Raw genomic sequence first — 17,249 nt, forward strand, 5'->3', positions numbered from 1 at the left:
GCCTGTCATGCCGAACCGGTCCCCACGGGCGCGGCCGAATTCACATGGATCGGCGGTTCGATGGCCACCGACCGAGCCTCCAGCATCAGGCAGTGCAGCATGGCCTGGGCGACATACTTGCGAACCATTCGGGTGGACACACCCAGCTCCTGCGCCACTTCCTTGTCGGACATCTCGCACGCGACCGCCATGACGAAAGCATTGGCGGCTTTAACCGGCATGCTGCGCAGCATGCCGTCGATTTCCAGCAGCGCCTGGATGACGATGACCTGATGTTCAGCCGACGGGGCCACGGCCTCGGGCCGCGCGGCCAGCTCTTCCAGCCACATCTGCTCGATCTGGCGGCGCCGCCACAGGTCCACGCACATGCCGTTGGCCATGGCTCGCAAATACGCCCGAGCCTCGGGAGCGCTGTCGAAGCGGCGCGGCTTCTGGATAAGGCGCACAAAAGCGTCGTGCGCCAGGTCGGCCGCGTCACACGAATTGCCCAGGCGCCGGCGCAACCACCCATGAAGCCATCCGTGATGGTGGGTGTACAGGGATTCGATTTGTGAGGACGGCGCGTCGCTGGCCACGGCGGTAGAAGGACCTCCGGCCATCCTGGGACGCCCGGAAATCTAAATAAGAATTACTCGTGATTATCCGCACAACGGACCCATTTTGCAACGCGGCATTTCCGTTGGCGCGAATCGGCGCGTTTGAAGCCCGGCGTTCATAACGGAAATTTATTGTTTCGTGCTTTATCTTGGCAGTTGTAACGGCCACAGATGAATTGACCCCAAATTCCGGATGAAACCTGCATCTCCCCTGTGATGCGATCGCGCGAAGCGGGGCTTTACCACGCGCCTGATGCCAGGACAGCTCGACATATTCCGACACATATTACGAATGCTTTCAAGACAAAATAGCCGCAAGAAAATGCCACTGGCGCTGGGGGCCACACCGCCATGAAAGTCCTGTCGATTTTTGGCACGCGTCCCGAAGCCATCAAGATGGCTCCGCTGGTTACCGCGTTGCAAAACGAGCCGCAGATCCAGAGCGTGGTCTGCGTAACCGGGCAGCATCGGGAAATGCTGGATCAAGTGCTGGCGCTCTTCGAATTGAAGGCGCAGCACGACCTGGACATCATGGTGCCCAACCAGACGTTGAATGGCCTGTACGCCCGGTTGATCAGCCGCGTGGATGGCGTGCTGGAAGCGGAGAAACCGGACTGTGTGCTGGTGCATGGCGACACGAGCACCGCGTCGGCGTGTGCGCTGGCCTCGTTCCATCGCCGCGTGCGCATCGGTCACGTCGAGGCCGGGCTGCGCACCGGTAACCTGGCGATGCCGTTTCCCGAGGAAATGAACCGCCGCGTCGTCGACGCGATCGGCGACCTGCTGTTCGCGCCCACCGCGGAGTCGCGCGGCAATCTGTTGCGCGAAAACCTGGCGGGCAGCATCACAGTGACCGGCAACACGGTGATCGACGCCCTGGCGATGACCTGCGCCAAGCTGACCGCCGGCAGCGCGCTGAGCCGCATGCTGCAGACCCGCTACGCATGGCTGGACCCGAACCGCCGGCTGCTGCTGGTGACGGGTCACCGGCGTGAGAGCTTTGGCGAGGGCTTTCGCAACATCTGCGCGGCGCTGGCGGATCTGGCGCGGCGCGCCGACCTGCAGATCGTGTACCCCGTCCACCTGAACCCCCAGGTGCGTGGCGTGGTGATGGCAGAGCTGTCCGGGCTGGCCAACGTGCATTTGATCGACCCGCTGGATTACCTGGATTTCGTGTGGTTCATGCAGCGCGCGCACCTGATCCTGACTGACTCGGGCGGGGTCCAGGAAGAGGCGCCCTATCTGGGCAAGCCGGTGCTGGTGATGCGCGACGTCACCGAGCGGCCCGAAGCGGTGCGGGCCGGCACGGTGGCGCTGGTGGGCACCGATACGCGCCGCATCGTCACCGAAGTGCACCGCCTGCTTGATGACCCCGCGCTGCACAGCGCCTTCTCCCGGCGGATCAATCCGTACGGCGACGGCAAGGCCAGCCAGCGCATTGTCGATGCGCTCTGCGGCCGCGCCGTTTCGGAATTCGCTCCCCACGCTGCCGCCCACTCCTCCCTCTGACTTCTGCCGCGATGCCTATCTTGCCTGGAGCTTTCATGCCCTCCTCCTTACAAGCCACCGATGTCCGTACGTTGTGCCGCGCCCTGCTCGCGGCGGGGCTGCTGGCGCCGCTGGCCGCGCTGGCCAGTCCGGCCGGCGACGCGCTGCGCCGGCTGCAGAGCGACGACATGGTGACGCGCAGCACCACGCTGGAAGACCTGGGCATCAACGAGCCCGTCGTCCTGTCCAACAGCGATGCACGGCAGGAGTTCTATCTGCCGGTGCCGCGCGGTGTGCCGGTCACGGACGCGCGGCTGGATTTCGACGCGCGCTACACCAAGGGCGAGCCGGGGCGGACCAGCATGGTGCTGTGGCTGGACGGCGTGCCGCAAACGGCGCAGCGCGTCGCCGATGGCGAAGGCTCGGCCAGCCGGACGCTCGCCGTCGAACGCCGCACGCGAGATTCGGGCTTCTTGCGCTTGGGCGTGGACTGGCAGTCCGACATCGCGCTGCGCCACTGCGAAAGCAACCGCGCCACGGGCAATGCCCTGACGATCTCGCCGCAGACGCGGCTGAGCTACCGCTATGACGCGTCGGCAATCAACAGCCTGGACGACGCCTGGGGCTCGCTGCCGGGCAAGCCCGTGTTGATGGTCGCCAGCCGCAAGCTGGACCAGCAGGCCTTCGACAGCGCCTGGCGCCTGGGCGTGGCAATGGAGCGCAGCGGCAAGCGCGTGGCGGTCCGGGCCTTCCCGGCGGTGGGCGAAGCGGTCGACACGCGCGGTCTGCAGGCCCCGGCCGGACTAGGACAGGTGCCGGCGTTTGCCGCGCTGACCGGCAAGGAAACGCACAAGCTCGCCAACCCCGCCGAGATCGGCGCCCTGCTCGTGATGGGCGCGCCGGCCGTCGCCGGAGACGTGGTGATTGCCGATGCCGCGCTCAGCACGAAGTACAACGAAGCGCTGGACGCGTTGCAGGCGCAGCTTGCGTCCGATCCCGATGCGGCGGACGCGTTCAAGGCATGGCGCCAGCAGCGCATGCCGCTGGCGGGCGCCGGCCTGGCGTCCAAGGAGATCCGCCTGGTGTCGCTGGGCCGCCAGGCGGTGATCGCCGTCGCGGCCGACGCGGGCGCGCAAGGCGCCGGCGTTTTCGACACGTCCTGGCGCCGCATCCTGGCAAGCCTCCAGGTGCAGGTGCAGACCGCCCTCCCCCCGCAGTCCATGCAGGATGGCGGCGTGCGCCTGTCGACGCTGGGCGGCTCGTCGGCGAGCTTTGACGTGGTGGCGCGCGCGGACTGGAACGCGTCGTTTCCGCTGGCCGCCGTAACCACCGACGGCCGCGTGCCGGATGAACTGATCATGGACGTGGCGGCCGCGCCCGGGGCCTCGTCCACGCGCCCGGTGGCGTCCATCTTCTGGAACGGCATCCTGTTGGGCGCCAAGCAGCTGGAGGCCGACGGCCGGCCCGAGCGGCTGACGGCGCGGGTGCCCGGCTATGCGCTGGGCGTGACGAACGCGGTGCGCGTGACCTTCCAGCGCCAGCCCGTGTCGGTGGACTGCAACGAGATTCCGCAGGGCTATCCCGTGAACGTGCTGCCGACCAGCTACGTGAAGCCCGGCAAGGCGCAGCCCGACGGCACGTTCGTGGGACTCTTGCCGCTGATGGCGGGGTCGCCGCAGGTGCTGATTCCGGACAGCTATCTGGCCGACGCGCCCGACAACATCAAGCGCGTCATCGGCATCGCCGCGGCCAGCGGCGTGTCGGCCACGCGTGCCGAGTTGTCGGTGTCGCCCGCCGGCCAGGCCGTCAAACCGGCCCGCGCGTTCCTGGCGATGGAGTTGCCGGTCGACGGCGCCAAGCCCGCCGTTCAGGTCAATGAACGCAAGCAGCTCAAGGTGGCCGGCAAGGACACGACGTTGCTGGACATCTCGGGGCTGACGCAACTGAGCACCGCGGAAGTCGTCAGCGCGGGCGGCCAGGAGGGCGTGCTGTGGCACACGCTGGGCGAGCAGCCCGGCATGACCGATGCGCCGTTTGTGCTGAATCGCGGCAACATCGCGATCATCGGCGCGGCGGGGCCCGTCGCGTGGATCGACAGCGCCAACCCCGACGCGAGCCACCCGCCGGGCGCGGGGGAAAGCGCCTTCTTCGAATGGCGGCGCTACATCTCGTGGAGCGTGCCGGCCATCAGCATCAGCCTGCTGGTGCTGCTGCTTTTCCTGATCTTCGCCATGCGCGTCGCCCGCAGGAAACGCAAGGATCCCCATTAAGGCCACGGCGTCATGTCCTCGCTCTACTGGCCCTACCTGATCGCGGATTACTACCGCGGACTGGAGGTTGTGACCGCCGTCGTCGGCGTGATCATCCTCCTGTCCAGCCTGGATGACCTGTTCATCGACGGCTGGTACTGGGTGCGCGAGCTGTGGCGGTCGCTGACCATCAAGCGCCGCTACACGCCGCTGACCGCCGCGCAGCTTCGCGCCAAGGAAGAGCAGCCGCTTGCGATCATGGTGCCGGCCTGGCTGGAGTACGACGTGATCGCGTCCATGCTCGAGACGATGGTGTCGACGCTGGAATACAAGAACTACATGATCTTTGCCGGCACCTACCAGAACGACGAGCGCACGATCAACGAAGTGGAACGGATGCGGCGGCGCTACCGGCAGCTGGTCCGTGTGGAGGTGCCGCATGATGGTCCGACCTGCAAGGCCGATTGCCTGAACTGGATCGTGCAGGCGATCTTCGCGCAGGACGCCAAGCAGCCCGTGCCCTTTGCCGGCGTGATCCTGCATGACAGCGAAGACGTGCTGCATCCGCTGGAGCTGAAGTACTACAACTACCTGCTGCCGCGCATCGACTTCATCCAGCTGCCGGTGACGTCGCTGGAACGCCATTGGTACGAGCTGGTGGCCGGCACCTACATGGACGAGTTTGCCGAATGGCACACCAAGGACCTGGTGGTGCGCGAGAGCCTGTCGAAGATGGTGCCGTCGGCGGGCGTGGGTACGTGCTTTTCGCGCCGCGCGCTGGTGGAGCTGGCGGCCGAGACGAACAATCAGCCGTTCAACACCGACACGCTGACCGAGGACTACGACATCGGCGCGCGTCTGGCCCAGCGCGGCATGCGCCAGATCTTCGGCAAGTTCCCGGTCGAGTACGTGACGCGGCGCCAATCGTGGTTCGGCCTGGGCAAGGAACAGGTCGCACATCTGCGCATGCCGCTGGGCGTGCGAGAGTACTTTCCCAACACCTTCCGCACCGCGTACCGGCAAAAGGCGCGCTGGACGCTGGGCATCGGGCTACAGGGCTGGCAGCAGGTGGGTTGGACGGGGTCACTCGCGACCAAGTATCTGCTCTTTCGCGATCGCAAGGGACTGGTGACGTCCTTCATCGCCATCCTGGCCTATGTGCTGCTGGCCAATTTCTTCGTCTTCTATCTGGCCGACCTGTTTGGCTGGTGGACGGTGTACTACCCGTCGTACTTCCGGCCCGGCGGCTGGCTGGTGACGCTGATGTGGGCCAATGCCGTCGCCCTGCTGCTGCGCGTGGTGCAGCGCGCTTACTTCGTCGGCCGCATGTATGGCTGGGAGCACGCGCTGCTGTCGATTCCGCGGATGATCGTCGGCAATTTCATCAACGCCATGGCGGCGGCCCGGGCGTGGCGTCTGTTCATCGGCCATCTGATCACGGGCAAGCGGCTGGCGTGGGACAAGACAATGCACGACTTCCCGTCCACGGATCAGTTGGCGCAGCAGCGCCAGCGCCTGGGCGAGCTGCTGCTGTCGTGGCAGGCCATCGACCAGACCACGCTGGAGCAGGCGCTGGAAATCCAGGCGCGCGAGAAAAAGCCGCTGGGCCAGATCCTGACGGAACAGGGCTGGCTGGACGAAGGCACGCTGACCGAAGCCATCCAATTCCAACAGGCCGGACAAGGCGAGCCCCCGGCCGCGCCCGCCACCAAACCTTCACCCCCATGATGTCCTTTCCTCGCTCGCTCGTTCTGTCCGCGGCCCTCGCCTGCGCCTGGGCCGCAGCGCCTGTTGGGGCGCAAACGCAGCCTGGGGCCGAAGCGCCGCTGGAAGGCGCGGCGTGGCAGTTTGCCGACGAGGGCTACAAGAACTACGACGCCGGCAACTACGCGCTGGCGCAGCAGCAGGCGGAATCGGCCATCGTGCTGCGCCCGGACGTGGAGCGCCTGCGCCTCTTGCTGATCTACGCGCTGCAAAAGCAGGGCAAGCTTGCCGAAGCCGACAAGGCCGCAGCCGACGCCATCGCCAGCGGGCTGGACTCGCCGGCCCTGCGCCAAGCGCGCGCCAACCTGCGCCCTGCCGCCGCCACCCGGCCTGGCACCCAGCCCGCGGCCTCGCCTGCCACGCCCCGGGCCAGCAGTGCCTACCAGCGCGGCTTTCCCATCGCCACCCGCGCCTATGCCGATTACAACCGCGCGGACTATCCCGCAGCCGAGCGCGGCGCCGAACGCGCGTTCCGGATTGATCCCAAACAGGGCGCATGGGCCATGCTGTGGCTCGATGCGCTGGAAGCGCAGGGCAAGTACGCCGAGGCCGAAGCTGCCGCGGCCAAGGCCGTGTCGCTGGGCGCGCCAAACGGCAACGACCTGGCCGCGCGGCAGCAGACGCTCAAGCGCCGGATGGCAGTCAAGCCGGCCGAGGAAGGCTATCAGGCGCTGATCGCCAACCGCCCCGGCGACGCCGTGCCTCTGGCGCGGCAGGCCGTCGCGCTGGCGCCCGAAAGTCCCAGCCATCGCCTGCTCCTCATCACGGCCCTCATGCTGGACAACCAGCTCGCCGCCGCCGAGGAAGCCGCCACGGACGCCATGCGGCAGGACGATGAGAACACCGTTGCGCTACTGATGCGTGGCTACCTGCGGCAGCGTCAGGGCATGACGCAGGAGGCGGACGCGGATTTCGATGCGGCGCTCAAGCAGGACTGGCTGGACGACGAACAGCGGCGCAACGTGCGCCTGATCGCGGCCGACGCCGCCCTGGCCGCGGGCGAAAACGCGCGCGCGCTGGCGCTGGTTGAGCCGCTGGGCAGCAAGGATGAAGCCGCGGCGCAGCGCATCAAGCGCGCGAGCGCCCGCCCGGCCATCCCCGCCACGCTGACGCTGGCGAACTATCCCGCGCCGGTGCAGGACTGCCGCGACACGCCCTACGGCACCTCGTGCGAACTGCTGCCGTCCGATGCCGCAGGCAGCGGCGGCCCTGCGTCACTGGCCTATGCCGCGTACGCGCGCGAGGATTACCAGGAAGCCATCAGCCAGGCGCGCAAGGCGGCCGAGCAGGATCCCGCCAACAAGGAGTACCAGCGCCTGCTGACCACCACGCTGGCGGCCGGGAACGCCGCGCAACTGGCCGAGGCCAACACGCGCATGAGCGCCGCGCTGGCCGCGCAGCCCGACGACCCTACGCTGCTGATGCAGCGCGGCTACCTGCACCAGCGCATGCGTCAGCCCAAGCTGGCGCTGCAGGACTTCCAGGCGGCGCGCGCCACCGGCAAGGCGCCGCCGACCGTGATCCTGGATGAAGGCTATGCGCTGGCCGGCGTCGGGGACAAGCGCGGCGCGGTGGATCGCCTGAAGGAGGCGATCGACGAGAACGACGCCGGCAAACTCGAGCTCACGCCGCAGCAGCGCTTTGACACGCGCAACGCCGTCGGCGGGCTGTCGCGCGAATGGGGCGGGTACTTTTCCGCGGGCTACCGCGGGGCACGGCCTGCATCCTCGGGATTGGGCGGCGCGGCCATCACCGTGCCAGGCGACGCCGTGTTCAGCACCGCCGAGATCTTCTGGCGGCCGTCGGACTTCCTGAATTCCTCGACGCGGACCTTTGAACTGTACGGACGCCTGTCGAACACGCTGTACGACAAGGGCGGCCGGACCGCGAGCCAGACGGTGTCCGACCCGTGCGGCGGAACCGTCGACATCGACAGCGCCACCAACCAGGGCATATCCGGCATCCCCACCACGATCGGCTCGCTGGGCATGCGCTTTACGCCGTCCACCGAAGTGGGCGTGACGTTCGGGCTGGAACGCCAGTTCAATCTGGGCAGCGCCACGCGCCGGGGCACGTTCAGTCCGGACCCGGCGGCCCTGCGCTGCGCCCTGAACCGCGACAACCAGACCGCGCATTACCAGACGGACGCCGGCAGCGGCGGCTGGCTGGCATACGTGACCTACGGCCTGTACGAAGGCACGACGCTGCGCATCGACCGACCCGACTGGTTCACGATGGAAGGCTATGTGCAGGCCGGCTATTCCTGGCAGGACATGCCGGCCAAGTTCTGGCTGCGCGACAACGCGACGGGCGTCGACGGTGAGAAGTCGTCGGGCCGGCTGAAACGCGACCAGGCGTTCGGCGCCGGCGAACTACGCGTGGGCCGCAGCTATCGCGTGGACGCCATCAGCGAACGGCTGGTGTTCTTTCCCTATGCGGTCATCGGCGCGGACTGGCTGTGGAACAAGAACCGTGTCACCGGCTTTGACATCGATGGTTCGGATTCCTACCGGCTGCTGGGCGACACCACCTCGTGGTCCATGGGCGCCGGCCCCGGCTTCAACCTGCGCTACTGGTTCCGCGAAGGCCACTACACCGCACCCATGTCCTACCTGGATCTGACGACGCAATACCGCTTCAACATCGGCGGCGGGCAGGCCGATCGGGCCAAGGGCCTGTTCATCAACCTGACCCTGTCGTACTGACGGCACGCCGATCCGCAATACAAGGAGTTCACCCATGCACACCGCAACCCGTCTTCCGAAACGCACCCTGCCGGGCCTTTCCGGCCCGCTGGCCCGCGCGCTGGCATCGGCCGCCCTGATGGCGGCGTGCGCCACCGCGGCGCAGGCGCAGCAGGCCTCGTCCATCGTGATTCAGGGCAAGGACAACTGGCTCTTTCCTGGCTGGGGCAGCCTGACGCAGGTGGATATGCGCGGCATCGACGCGTCCACGCAGTTGGTGCGCGAGACGCGTGACGCGCTGGCGGCCAAGGGCATTCAGCTTGAGGTGCTGGTGCTGCCGGACAAGACGCTTTTCTATCAGGACAAGCTGCCGGACGGCAAAGCGCTCAGCGCCGACGTTAAGAAGCGTTATCAGACCATCCAGGACAAGCTAAAGCAGGCCGGCGTCGCGACCATCGACGACGAGGCCGTGCTGCAGCGGGTCAAGAGCAGCGGCCAGGAGGTCTTCTATCGCACCGACCAGCACTGGACGCAGGCCGCCGCAGACGCCACCGCCGATGCGCTGGCGCAGCGCATCAAGCAGGACGTAAAGACGCTGGCCGGCAAGCCCGGCACCGGCATGGCACTGGGCAGCGTGGTCAACGAGCGCCGCTATGGCGACCTGGCCGAGCTTTTCCTCACGCCGGACCAGCGCAAGCAGGCGGGCCGCGAGACCTTCACGGTGCGGCGCCAATCCGACAGCCAGAGCCTCGTGGACGACACGCCGGCGCCCGTGCACGTCACCGGCCACAGCATGGTGCAGCCCTACTTCGGGTTTCCGCAGAAGCTGTCCAACGCGCTGGACCGTCCGGTTTCCGTCAACTGGAAACCCGGCAACGTGGGTCACTGGGTGATGCTGCTGGAGTATCTGGAATCGCCCGCCTTCAAGCAGAACAAGCCGCAGGTGCTGGTCTGGCAGATGTTCGAACCCACCTACGCGCAGGGACCGGAGGCCCGCGGCCTGTGGGACAACGCGTCCATCATGAGCGCCGACACCTGGCGTTCGCGCATGAAAGCGGCTATCGGGAAGTAGGCACGTGAGTACGCCGGACAAGTCGCACGCCGCCGGAGGCCGGGGCACCGGAAGTCCCGGCGCCAGCCGCCCGGACGCCAACCATCGGCTGACCGCCTGGGTGGTCGCCGTGCTGCTGGCCGTCGGCCTGGGCTGGGGCGGGTGGCGGTTGGCGCAGGCGCGCGTCGGCGCCGTCGCGATGTCGCCGTCAGCGTGGCTGGATGGCTCGGCGGGCGCCGCGTTGAACAAGGCGCTGGCGTTGCCGCGCCAGGCCGACGTCGACACCTGGAATGCCGCGCTGCGCTATCGATTGTTCGGCGACCTGGGCGAGCAGGTCGCGATGGGCTGCCCTGGCTGGCTGTTCTACCGCGACGGATTGCGGCCGCCGCCCGGCGTGCACGCCTTCGACGAACGCCTGCGCCTGATGCGGCATTGGGTGCGCGAACTGCGCGCCAAGCAGGTGCAGGTGCTGGTGGTCGCGGTGCCGGACAAGTCGCGCATCGAGTCCGCCCAGCTTTGCGGCCTGCCCGTGTCGCAACCGATGCGCCAGACGCTGGACACCTGGCAGGCCGCGCTGCGCGCGGACGGCGTGCCCTTCGTCGACCTGCGCGACGCGCTGATGGCGGCCCCCGCGCCCCGCTTTTTCCGTACGGACGTGCACATGAATGCGCAAGGTGCGCAGGCGGCAGCCGCGCGCGTGGCCGAAGCGGCGTTGCCGCTTTTGAACGGCAAGGGGACGCAGGCGTTCAAGACGGAACCGGCCTCTGCGCCCCAGCCGCGCATGGGCGACCTGATCGTGCTGGCAGGCCTGGAGCAGGCGCCGGCCGGATGGCGGCCGGAGCTGGAGCAGGTGTCGGAGGCGAAGATCGAACCCGTGCGCAGCGGCGGCCTCCTGGACGAGCCGCCCCCGGTAGAGGTGCTGCTGGCGGGCACCTCCAACGGCCGCCGCAGCCAGTTCGGGGAGCGCCTGGGCATGGGCCTGGGCCGAGAGGTCTGGAACATGAGCGTGGACGGCGGACAGTTCTCGGGCGCGCTGACGATGGCGCTGGGGCAGCGCGCGCAATGGCCCGCCAGCCTGAAACTCGTGATCTGGGAATTCTCGGAGAACGCCCTGTCGCTGCCGCTGACCGCGGACGAACAAGCCCTGCTGGCGCGCATCCCGTAGCGGACCAAGATGCTATTCAACTCCTACCTGTTCCTTTTCATCTTCCTGCCCGTGACGCTGGCGGCGTACTACGCGCTGGGAAGGCTGAACGTGCGGCTGGCGGCCCTGTGGCTGTGCCTGACCTCGCTGGTCTTCTACGGCTGGTGGAATCCGCAGTTCGTCGTGCTGCTGGCCGGCTCCATCGCCTTCAATTACCTGGTCAGCCAGTTGATCCTGCACAATGCCGCGCGCCCCCGGCTGCAGGGCCTGATCGTGGGACTGGGCGTGGGCGCCGACCTGGCGCTGCTGTTTCACTACAAGTACTTCGTGACGCTGCTGAACTTCCTGAACGATCTGGGCATGACGGCGGCAACCGCGGACGACATCATTCTGCCGCTGGGTATTTCGTTCTTTACGTTCACGCAGATCGGTTATCTGCTGGACTGCAAGGCGGGGGTCGTGAAAGAGCGCAGCCTGCTGAGCTACGTGCTGTTCGTGACGTTCTTTCCGCACCTGATCGCCGGCCCGATCCTGCATCACAAGGAAATGATGCCGCAGTTCGCGCAGCCGGAGAATTACCGCTTCAAGGCCGAGAACCTGTCGGTGGGCGTGATCCTGTTCGTGATCGGGCTGGCCAAGAAGGTGCTGCTGGCCGATGGCATCGCGCCGTACGCCGACGCGGGGTTCGCGGCGCCGGGTGAGCTGCAGTTCTTCGGATCATGGGGCGCAAGCCTTTGCTATGCGCTCCAGCTTTACTTTGATTTCTCGGGCTATTCGGACATGGCGCTGGGCCTGGCGAAGATGTTCGGCATCCGCTTCCCGCTGAATTTCAACTCGCCCTACAAGGCAGGCAACATCATCGAATTCTGGGCGCGCTGGCACATGACGCTGACGCGCTACATCACCGCGTATCTGTATTACCCGGTGGCGGTGGCGGTGAACAAGTGGCGCACGAACCGCAACCTGCCGGTGGGCTCGGCCGGGCTGAAGACGCTGGGCGGCTTTGCCGGCAGCATCGCGCTGCCCACGCTGTTCACGATGACGCTGGCGGGCGTGTGGCACGGCGCCGGCTTTCAGTTCGTGGTGTTCGGGCTGCTGCACGCCATGTATTTGTCGGTGAACCATGCCTGGCGCATCTTCGTCGTGGGCCGCAAGCCCGCCGCTGCGCGCAACACGCATGCCGCCACGCGCGCGCTGTGCGTGCTGATCACGTTTGTCGCGGTGCTGGTGGCGCAGGCGTTCTTCCGCGCCCACGGCGTGGGCGACGCGATGCTGCTGGTGCAGGGCATGACGGGTGCGCGCGGCATCGAGCCGCTGGACATGTCCGCGCATGTCGCGGGTCTGGCCTTTGGCGACGCCTGGCGCGTCATCGCCGGCCACCACATGCAGCTCATCTATGCCGTCGTGCTGCTGGGCATCGCGTGGTTCGCGCCCAATTCGCACCAGATACTGGGCCGCTGGTCGCCCGCCCTGTTCAAGCCGAGCGAGGCCCCGCAGACGTTCATGCGCTGGCGTCCCAACGTCGCGTGGCTGGCGGTCATGCTCGTGCTGCTGGCTTTCTGCCTGGTGAACCTGCACAAGGAAGCCCGGTTTCTCTATTTCCAATTCTGATCCCACGGGGTCGCGGAGCAAGACATGGACATCAACGCTATCGAAGCCAAAGTGGCGCAACTCGTCGAAGACATCATCCTCACGCAGGTGGATCCCGACACGCTGCTGATCGAATCGGGGCTGGTCGACTCGCTGGCCGCTGTCGACGTGGCGCTGGCGGTCGAGCGCGAATTCGGCTGCAAGATCCCGCCCACCGAAATCGACGTGCATCTGGAATCGGTGCATACGCTGGCGGCATTCATCGCGGAACGCCGCGGCGCCTGACGCGCAGCCACGGGAGGGCAGGACCATGCGCTTCGACTTCACCACATTCGATTTCGCGGACACGCAGACTGACGCCGACGCGATCGCGGTCGTGGACGCGCGCGGGGCCACGTCGTGGCGCGCGCTGCGTGCCGCCACCGAGGCCTGGGTACAGGAAGCGCGGGACGCGGGCGCGCGACCCGATACGCCGCTGGTGATTTCCGGCCACAAGGAGACGGCGTTTCTGGTGGCGATACTGGGCTGCCTGCGGTTGGGCGTGCCCTTCGTGCCGGCGGATGTCATCAACCCACCCGAGCGCATTGCACGCATCGGCGAACTGGTGCGCGCGGACCTGCGCTACGACGCGCAGGCCGCGCAATTCGTTTCCACGGGCGGTGAGGCCGTGCCGCTGGAAGAGAAAAGTCTGGCCTACATCATGTTCACGTCGGGCAGCACCGGCGATCCGAAAGGCGTGCAGATCGGCCGCGAAAGCATCGGCCTCTTTGCCGGATGGATCCGCGACTGCCTCGCGCTGGGCGCGGCGCCGGTCTTCATGGACCAGATGCTGTTCAGCTTCGACTTTTCGCTGTTCAACTGGGTGGGCGCGCTGACGCTGGGCGGCACCTGCGTGCTGTGCCCGCGCGAGACCATCGCGCAGCGCGACGCCTTTGTGCAGTATCTGGCCGGCAGCCGCATCAGCGTCTGGGCCTCCACGCCCTCGTTCGTGCGGCAGCAATTGTTCAACCCCGAGTTCAACCACGCCCACCTGCCCGATCTGCGCGTCTTCGTGTTCGGCGCCGAATCGCTGACGCCCGCACTGGCCGAGGAACTGTGGCAGCGCTTTCCGCAGGTGCGCATCGTCAACTCCTACGGCCCGACCGAAGCGACGTGCTCGACCACCTGGGTTGAGATCGACCCGGCGTTGCGCGCGGCGGCGCCCAATCCATTTCCCATTGGCCGCGCCAAGCCCTATGCCGAGGTCTTCATCGAAAACGGCGAGATCAGCATCGCGGGCGACCACGTCATGCGCGGCTACCTGAACCGCCCCGATCTGAACGCCACGCGCATGTTCACGCGCCACGGCAAGCGCGGGTATCGCAGCGGCGACCTGGGCGAGATCGACGCGCAGGGACTCGTCACCTTCCGCGGCCGCATCGACGATCAGATCAAGCTGCATGGGTATCGCATCGAACTGGCGGAGATCGACGCGGCCATCGCCGCCCTGCCTGGCGTGCGTGCCGGGGCCACGGTGGCGCTGCGGCGGCCCGATGGCGCTATCGTCAGGCTGATCGGCTTTGTCGAACCCGCCGCAAACGGCCAGCGTACGCACTCCCCTGCCGCCGGCTTGCAACCGCTGCCCGCTGACCTGACAGACTGGAAGGTCACGCTGGGCCGGCGTTTGCCGCCGTACATGATTCCGTCAGAACTGGTGGCGTGCCCGCACTTTCCCACCACCAGCACGGACAAGGCGGACCGCAAGCAGCTCGAACGCCTGTATCTTGAAACGCGCCTCAGCAAGAAACCGGAGCCGCAAACATGACTCGCACAACCTTTCGTCTCGCCCTCGCCCTGACGCTGGCGGCCTGCTCCGCCAGCGCCGCCGCCGAAGGCGTGCTGGCGCAACTGTATGCCGCCCGCCCGCCGGCGGGTTCCTCGTTCGTGCGGGTGGTCAATCCGCACGTGAACCCGCTGCAGGCGCAGGTCGCTCAAGGGCCGGTCCAGGAGATCGGACCGGACCGGCAGGCCACCACCTACGCCATCGTGAAGGGCAATCAGCCCTTCGACGTGCGCATCGACGGCAAGCTTGCCGGCACGCTGCAGGTGGCGCCCGATACGTTCAGCACGCTGGTGCCGCGGCGTGACGGCGGCAGGCTGTCGTTCAGCGTCATCGACGACAACGCCGGCGCGCAGGACGCGCTGAAGGCCGAGCTGCGCTTCTACAACCTGGCGACGGATTGCCCCGCCGGGCAGTTGTCCGTCAGTCCGTCGGGCCCGGTCCTGTTCAAGGACGTCGAGCCCGGCGCGTCCGCCGCGCGCGCGATCAATCCGGTCAGCGCGACGCTGGCCGCCGGCTGCGGCACGGCCGCGTCGCAGGCGCTGCCGCTGCCGGCCTTGCAGCCGGGCGACCACTACAGCCTGTTCCTGACCGGGACGCCCGAGGCCCCCGTGCTGCGTGGCCAGACCAGCGGCACGGACGCGTACAAGAGATAGGGAGGCCATCATGCGCCGCGTTTTCCGGGACGACCACGAACTCTTCCGCGACCAGGTCAAGCGCTTCATCGAGAGCGAGATCGCGCCCCGCTATGCCGAATGGGAAGACGCCGGCGTGACCCCGCGCGCGCTGTGGCGGCGGGCCGGCGACGAGGGGCTGCTCAATTGCGCGCTGCCGGATCCGTATGGCGCGGGCGGCGACTTCGGGCATTCGGCCGTGGTGATCGAGGAGCTGGCCCGCGCCAATTTCCTGGGCATCGGCTTTTCGATTCACTCCGACATGGTCGCGCCGTATCTGCTGAACGTCGGCACCGACGCGCAGAAACAGCGCTGGCTGCCTGCCATGGCACGCGGCGAGACCATCGGCGCCATCGCGCTGACCGAGCCGGACGCAGGCAGTGACCTGAAGGCCGTGCGCACGCGCGCGCGGCGCGATGGCGAACACTTCGTGCTCAATGGTCAGAAGACCTTCATCACCAACGGCGTGAACGCGGGCCTGGCCATCGTACTGGCCAGCACCGATCCCGATCTGGGTGCGCGCGGGCTGTCGCTGTTCTGCGTCGAGGAAAACCTGCCGGGTTACACAAAGGGCGCGCCCCTGCACAAGATCGGCCAGCACAGCCAGGACACTTGCGAACTGTTTTTCAACGACGTGCGCCTGCCTGCCGACTGCCTGTTGGGTCCGCTGAACAATGCGTTCGAGATCATGACGCGCGAGCTGGCGCGCGAACGCCTGGCGATCGCGCTGCGCGCGGCGGCGTCGCAGGAAGGCATGCTGGATCAGGCGGCGCAGTACACGCGCGATCGCAAAGTGTTCGGGCGCCGCGTGATCGACTACCAGAACACGCGCTTCAAGCTGGCGAATGCGCGCGCGCAGAGCACCATGCTGCGCGTCTTCCTGGACGATTGCCTGGCGCGCATGATGGAAGGCGAGCTGGATGCAACGACGGCGGCCATCGCCAAGCTCAATGCGACGGAAATGCAGGGCCGCATTCTGGACGATCTGCTGCAGCTTTACGGCGGCTACGGCTACATGGCGGAATATGGCATCGGCCGCGCGTGGGCCGACGCGCGCGCATTGCGCATCTTCGGCGGCACCACCGAGGTCATGCTGGAAATCATCGGCCGCAGCTTCAACTGACGCGGCGCGCCTGACGCCGCGCATCCCAGAGGCGCACTGCAGGGCCGCGCAGCCAAAGCAACCTTCAGAGCCGGGCGTCCATCCACGCCTGCATCAGCGCGCGCGCCTCCGGCGTGTCGTCGATGACCCACGGGTCCAGCGCAAAGGCCACGATGCGCTTGGCGCCGTAGCCGCGCGCCACCTCCCACTGCTCACGCACCCGCTCAAAATCGGCGGACCGCGCCTTGAAAGTCGAGCCGTCGGTGGCGCCCGACGGCAGTTCCTCGAACAGTTCCAGGATCAGGTCGAAAGACGCGTGGCGCGCCAGCAGCATGTCGTGCAGCGGTTCCAGCGCCCGCAGGTTCTCCAACCCGGCCACGCCGACGCCGTCCTGGATCATGGGGTGTATGCCCACGTGGTCCAGAACATGGCTCCACAACTTCACCAATGACCCGTCGCCCGGCAGGCGGCTGTGATACGTCGAGATGCACGGCACGCTGCTGCTGGTATCTTGCGCCGCGCGCGACAACGCGTCCAGCCATGGCACCAGCAGCGCCTGCCGATCGGCGGACGCCCAGTTGTACTGTTCCAGTTCGTACGGCAGATACCATCCGCGGAATGCGCGGCGCTGATTCCAGCCGGACTCCCGCATGTACGCGGCGCCGCGTTCGCGCGTCTGGTTCAGAAAGGCGGCCAGCGCGGGCGTGTCGGCGCGGGCCAGCACGTCCCACCAGCGCTGGTCGTACGGCAGGCCCACGTGGATGCCAATGCCCTGGTGCGCGGCTTCGTCGAACAGGGTCGCAAGAAGCGCCCCGGGGGCCATCCAGTCGTCCGGCCGCCCGCCTTCCAGTCCGGTCCATTGCAGGAAGATCTCGCGGCAGCCCAGCCGCCGGAAGCTGCGCAGCCGCTGGCGCCAGTCTTCGGGCGTCAGGTCCGCGTGGCTGCGCCAGAGCTGCAGGAAGGTGGCGTTCAGGGAAAACGGCGGCGAACATGCCGCCAGCGACGCCAGGGCGCTTAACGCCAGCGCCTGAAAGAGGCGCCGGCGCAGGGGGGATTTGAGCTGCGGGGGTATCAGGGGACTGCCCAGC

General features: G+C 67.4%; 13 protein-coding genes. 11 read left to right on the forward strand and 2 right to left on the reverse strand.

Features of this window, described 5'->3' with window-relative positions:
- Nucleotides 1-5: 5 nt before the first annotated feature.
- Nucleotides 6-599, reverse strand: coding sequence for a sigma-70 family RNA polymerase sigma factor (locus KW836_RS26100; protein WP_218345153.1), 594 nt, complete (start codon nt 597-599; stop codon nt 6-8).
- 348 nt (nt 600-947) lie between these two features.
- Between KW836_RS26100 and wecB the strand changes: the two genes are divergently transcribed.
- The 11 genes from wecB (at nt 948) to KW836_RS26155 (ending at nt 16,182) form a co-directional block, all read left to right on the forward strand.
- The gene (wecB, locus tag KW836_RS26105) at nt 948-2,105 is read left to right on the forward strand and encodes a non-hydrolyzing UDP-N-acetylglucosamine 2-epimerase (RefSeq protein ID WP_218345154.1); all 1,158 of its coding nucleotides are present in this window, start codon (nt 948-950) and stop codon (nt 2,103-2,105) included.
- Between the two features lie 35 nt (nt 2,106-2,140).
- The gene (locus KW836_RS26110) at nt 2,141-4,354 is read left to right on the forward strand and encodes a cellulose biosynthesis cyclic di-GMP-binding regulatory protein BcsB (RefSeq protein WP_218345155.1); all 2,214 of its coding nucleotides are present in this window, start codon (nt 2,141-2,143) and stop codon (nt 4,352-4,354) included.
- 12 nt (nt 4,355-4,366) lie between these two features.
- Complete coding sequence (locus KW836_RS26115; RefSeq protein ID WP_175122847.1) at nt 4,367-6,061, forward strand: glycosyl transferase family protein; 1,695 nt, start codon at nt 4,367-4,369, stop codon at nt 6,059-6,061.
- Nucleotides 6,058-8,802 carry a hypothetical protein gene (locus KW836_RS26120; RefSeq protein ID WP_218345156.1) on the forward strand — a complete coding sequence of 915 codons (2,745 nt, stop codon included), beginning with the start codon at nt 6,058-6,060 and terminating at the stop codon, nt 8,800-8,802. Before KW836_RS26115 ends, KW836_RS26120 begins: the two co-directional genes overlap by 4 nt.
- A gap of 34 nt (nt 8,803-8,836) precedes the next feature.
- Nucleotides 8,837-9,853, forward strand: a complete 1,017-nt coding sequence (locus KW836_RS26125; RefSeq protein ID WP_218345157.1) for a twin-arginine translocation pathway signal — start codon at nt 8,837-8,839, stop codon at nt 9,851-9,853.
- 88 nt (nt 9,854-9,941) lie between these two features.
- On the forward strand, nt 9,942-10,997 hold the full coding sequence (locus KW836_RS26130; RefSeq protein WP_255596332.1) for a cell division protein FtsQ: 1,056 nt from the start codon (nt 9,942-9,944) through the stop codon (nt 10,995-10,997).
- A gap of 9 nt (nt 10,998-11,006) precedes the next feature.
- The gene (locus tag KW836_RS26135) at nt 11,007-12,587 is read left to right on the forward strand and encodes an MBOAT family protein (protein ID WP_218345159.1); all 1,581 of its coding nucleotides are present in this window, start codon (nt 11,007-11,009) and stop codon (nt 12,585-12,587) included.
- Nucleotides 12,588-12,611: 24 nt separating this feature from the next.
- On the forward strand, nt 12,612-12,851 hold the full coding sequence (locus KW836_RS26140) for an acyl carrier protein (protein ID WP_175122851.1): 240 nt from the start codon (nt 12,612-12,614) through the stop codon (nt 12,849-12,851).
- A gap of 25 nt (nt 12,852-12,876) precedes the next feature.
- Complete coding sequence (locus tag KW836_RS26145) at nt 12,877-14,370, forward strand: AMP-binding protein (protein WP_218345160.1); 1,494 nt, start codon at nt 12,877-12,879, stop codon at nt 14,368-14,370.
- Nucleotides 14,367-15,041: an alginate O-acetyltransferase AlgF gene (locus KW836_RS26150; protein WP_218345161.1), complete on the forward strand. Its 675-nt coding sequence runs from the start codon at nt 14,367-14,369 to the stop codon at nt 15,039-15,041. Before KW836_RS26145 ends, KW836_RS26150 begins: the two co-directional genes overlap by 4 nt.
- Nucleotides 15,042-15,051: 10 nt before the next feature.
- Complete coding sequence (locus KW836_RS26155; RefSeq protein ID WP_218345162.1) at nt 15,052-16,182, forward strand: acyl-CoA dehydrogenase family protein; 1,131 nt, start codon at nt 15,052-15,054, stop codon at nt 16,180-16,182.
- 64 nt (nt 16,183-16,246) lie between these two features.
- Here the strand turns inward: KW836_RS26155 and KW836_RS26160 are convergent, their stop codons facing one another.
- Entirely contained in the window at nt 16,247-17,248 is a 1,002-nt protein-coding gene (locus tag KW836_RS26160; protein ID WP_218345256.1) for a DUF4434 domain-containing protein, read from the reverse strand.
- Nucleotide 17,249: the final 1 nt, after the last annotated feature.

The sequence above is a fragment of the Achromobacter sp. ACM05 genome, from assembly GCF_019218915.1.
Taxonomy (GTDB): Bacteria; Pseudomonadota; Gammaproteobacteria; order Burkholderiales; family Burkholderiaceae_B; genus Achromobacter; species Achromobacter animicus.

Excerpts from the sequence above, each read along its gene's own strand:
- KW836_RS26155 (WP_218345162.1), top strand. The coding sequence starts at position 15,052 with ATGCGCCGCGTTTTCCGGGACGACCACGAACTCTTCCGCGACCAGGTC.
- KW836_RS26115 (WP_175122847.1), top strand. The coding sequence starts at position 4,367 with ATGTCCTCGCTCTACTGGCCCTACCTGATCGCGGATTACTACCGCGGA.
- KW836_RS26145 (WP_218345160.1), top strand. The coding sequence starts at position 12,877 with ATGCGCTTCGACTTCACCACATTCGATTTCGCGGACACGCAGACTGAC.
- KW836_RS26125 (WP_218345157.1), top strand. The coding sequence starts at position 8,837 with ATGCACACCGCAACCCGTCTTCCGAAACGCACCCTGCCGGGCCTTTCC.
- KW836_RS26140 (WP_175122851.1), top strand. The coding sequence starts at position 12,612 with ATGGACATCAACGCTATCGAAGCCAAAGTGGCGCAACTCGTCGAAGAC.
- KW836_RS26110 (WP_218345155.1), top strand. The coding sequence starts at position 2,141 with ATGCCCTCCTCCTTACAAGCCACCGATGTCCGTACGTTGTGCCGCGCC.
- KW836_RS26135 (WP_218345159.1), top strand. The coding sequence starts at position 11,007 with ATGCTATTCAACTCCTACCTGTTCCTTTTCATCTTCCTGCCCGTGACG.
- KW836_RS26150 (WP_218345161.1), top strand. The coding sequence starts at position 14,367 with ATGACTCGCACAACCTTTCGTCTCGCCCTCGCCCTGACGCTGGCGGCC.
- KW836_RS26100 (WP_218345153.1), bottom strand. The coding sequence starts at position 599 with ATGGCCGGAGGTCCTTCTACCGCCGTGGCCAGCGACGCGCCGTCCTCA.
- wecB (WP_218345154.1), top strand. The coding sequence starts at position 948 with ATGAAAGTCCTGTCGATTTTTGGCACGCGTCCCGAAGCCATCAAGATG.
- KW836_RS26120 (WP_218345156.1), top strand. The coding sequence starts at position 6,058 with ATGATGTCCTTTCCTCGCTCGCTCGTTCTGTCCGCGGCCCTCGCCTGC.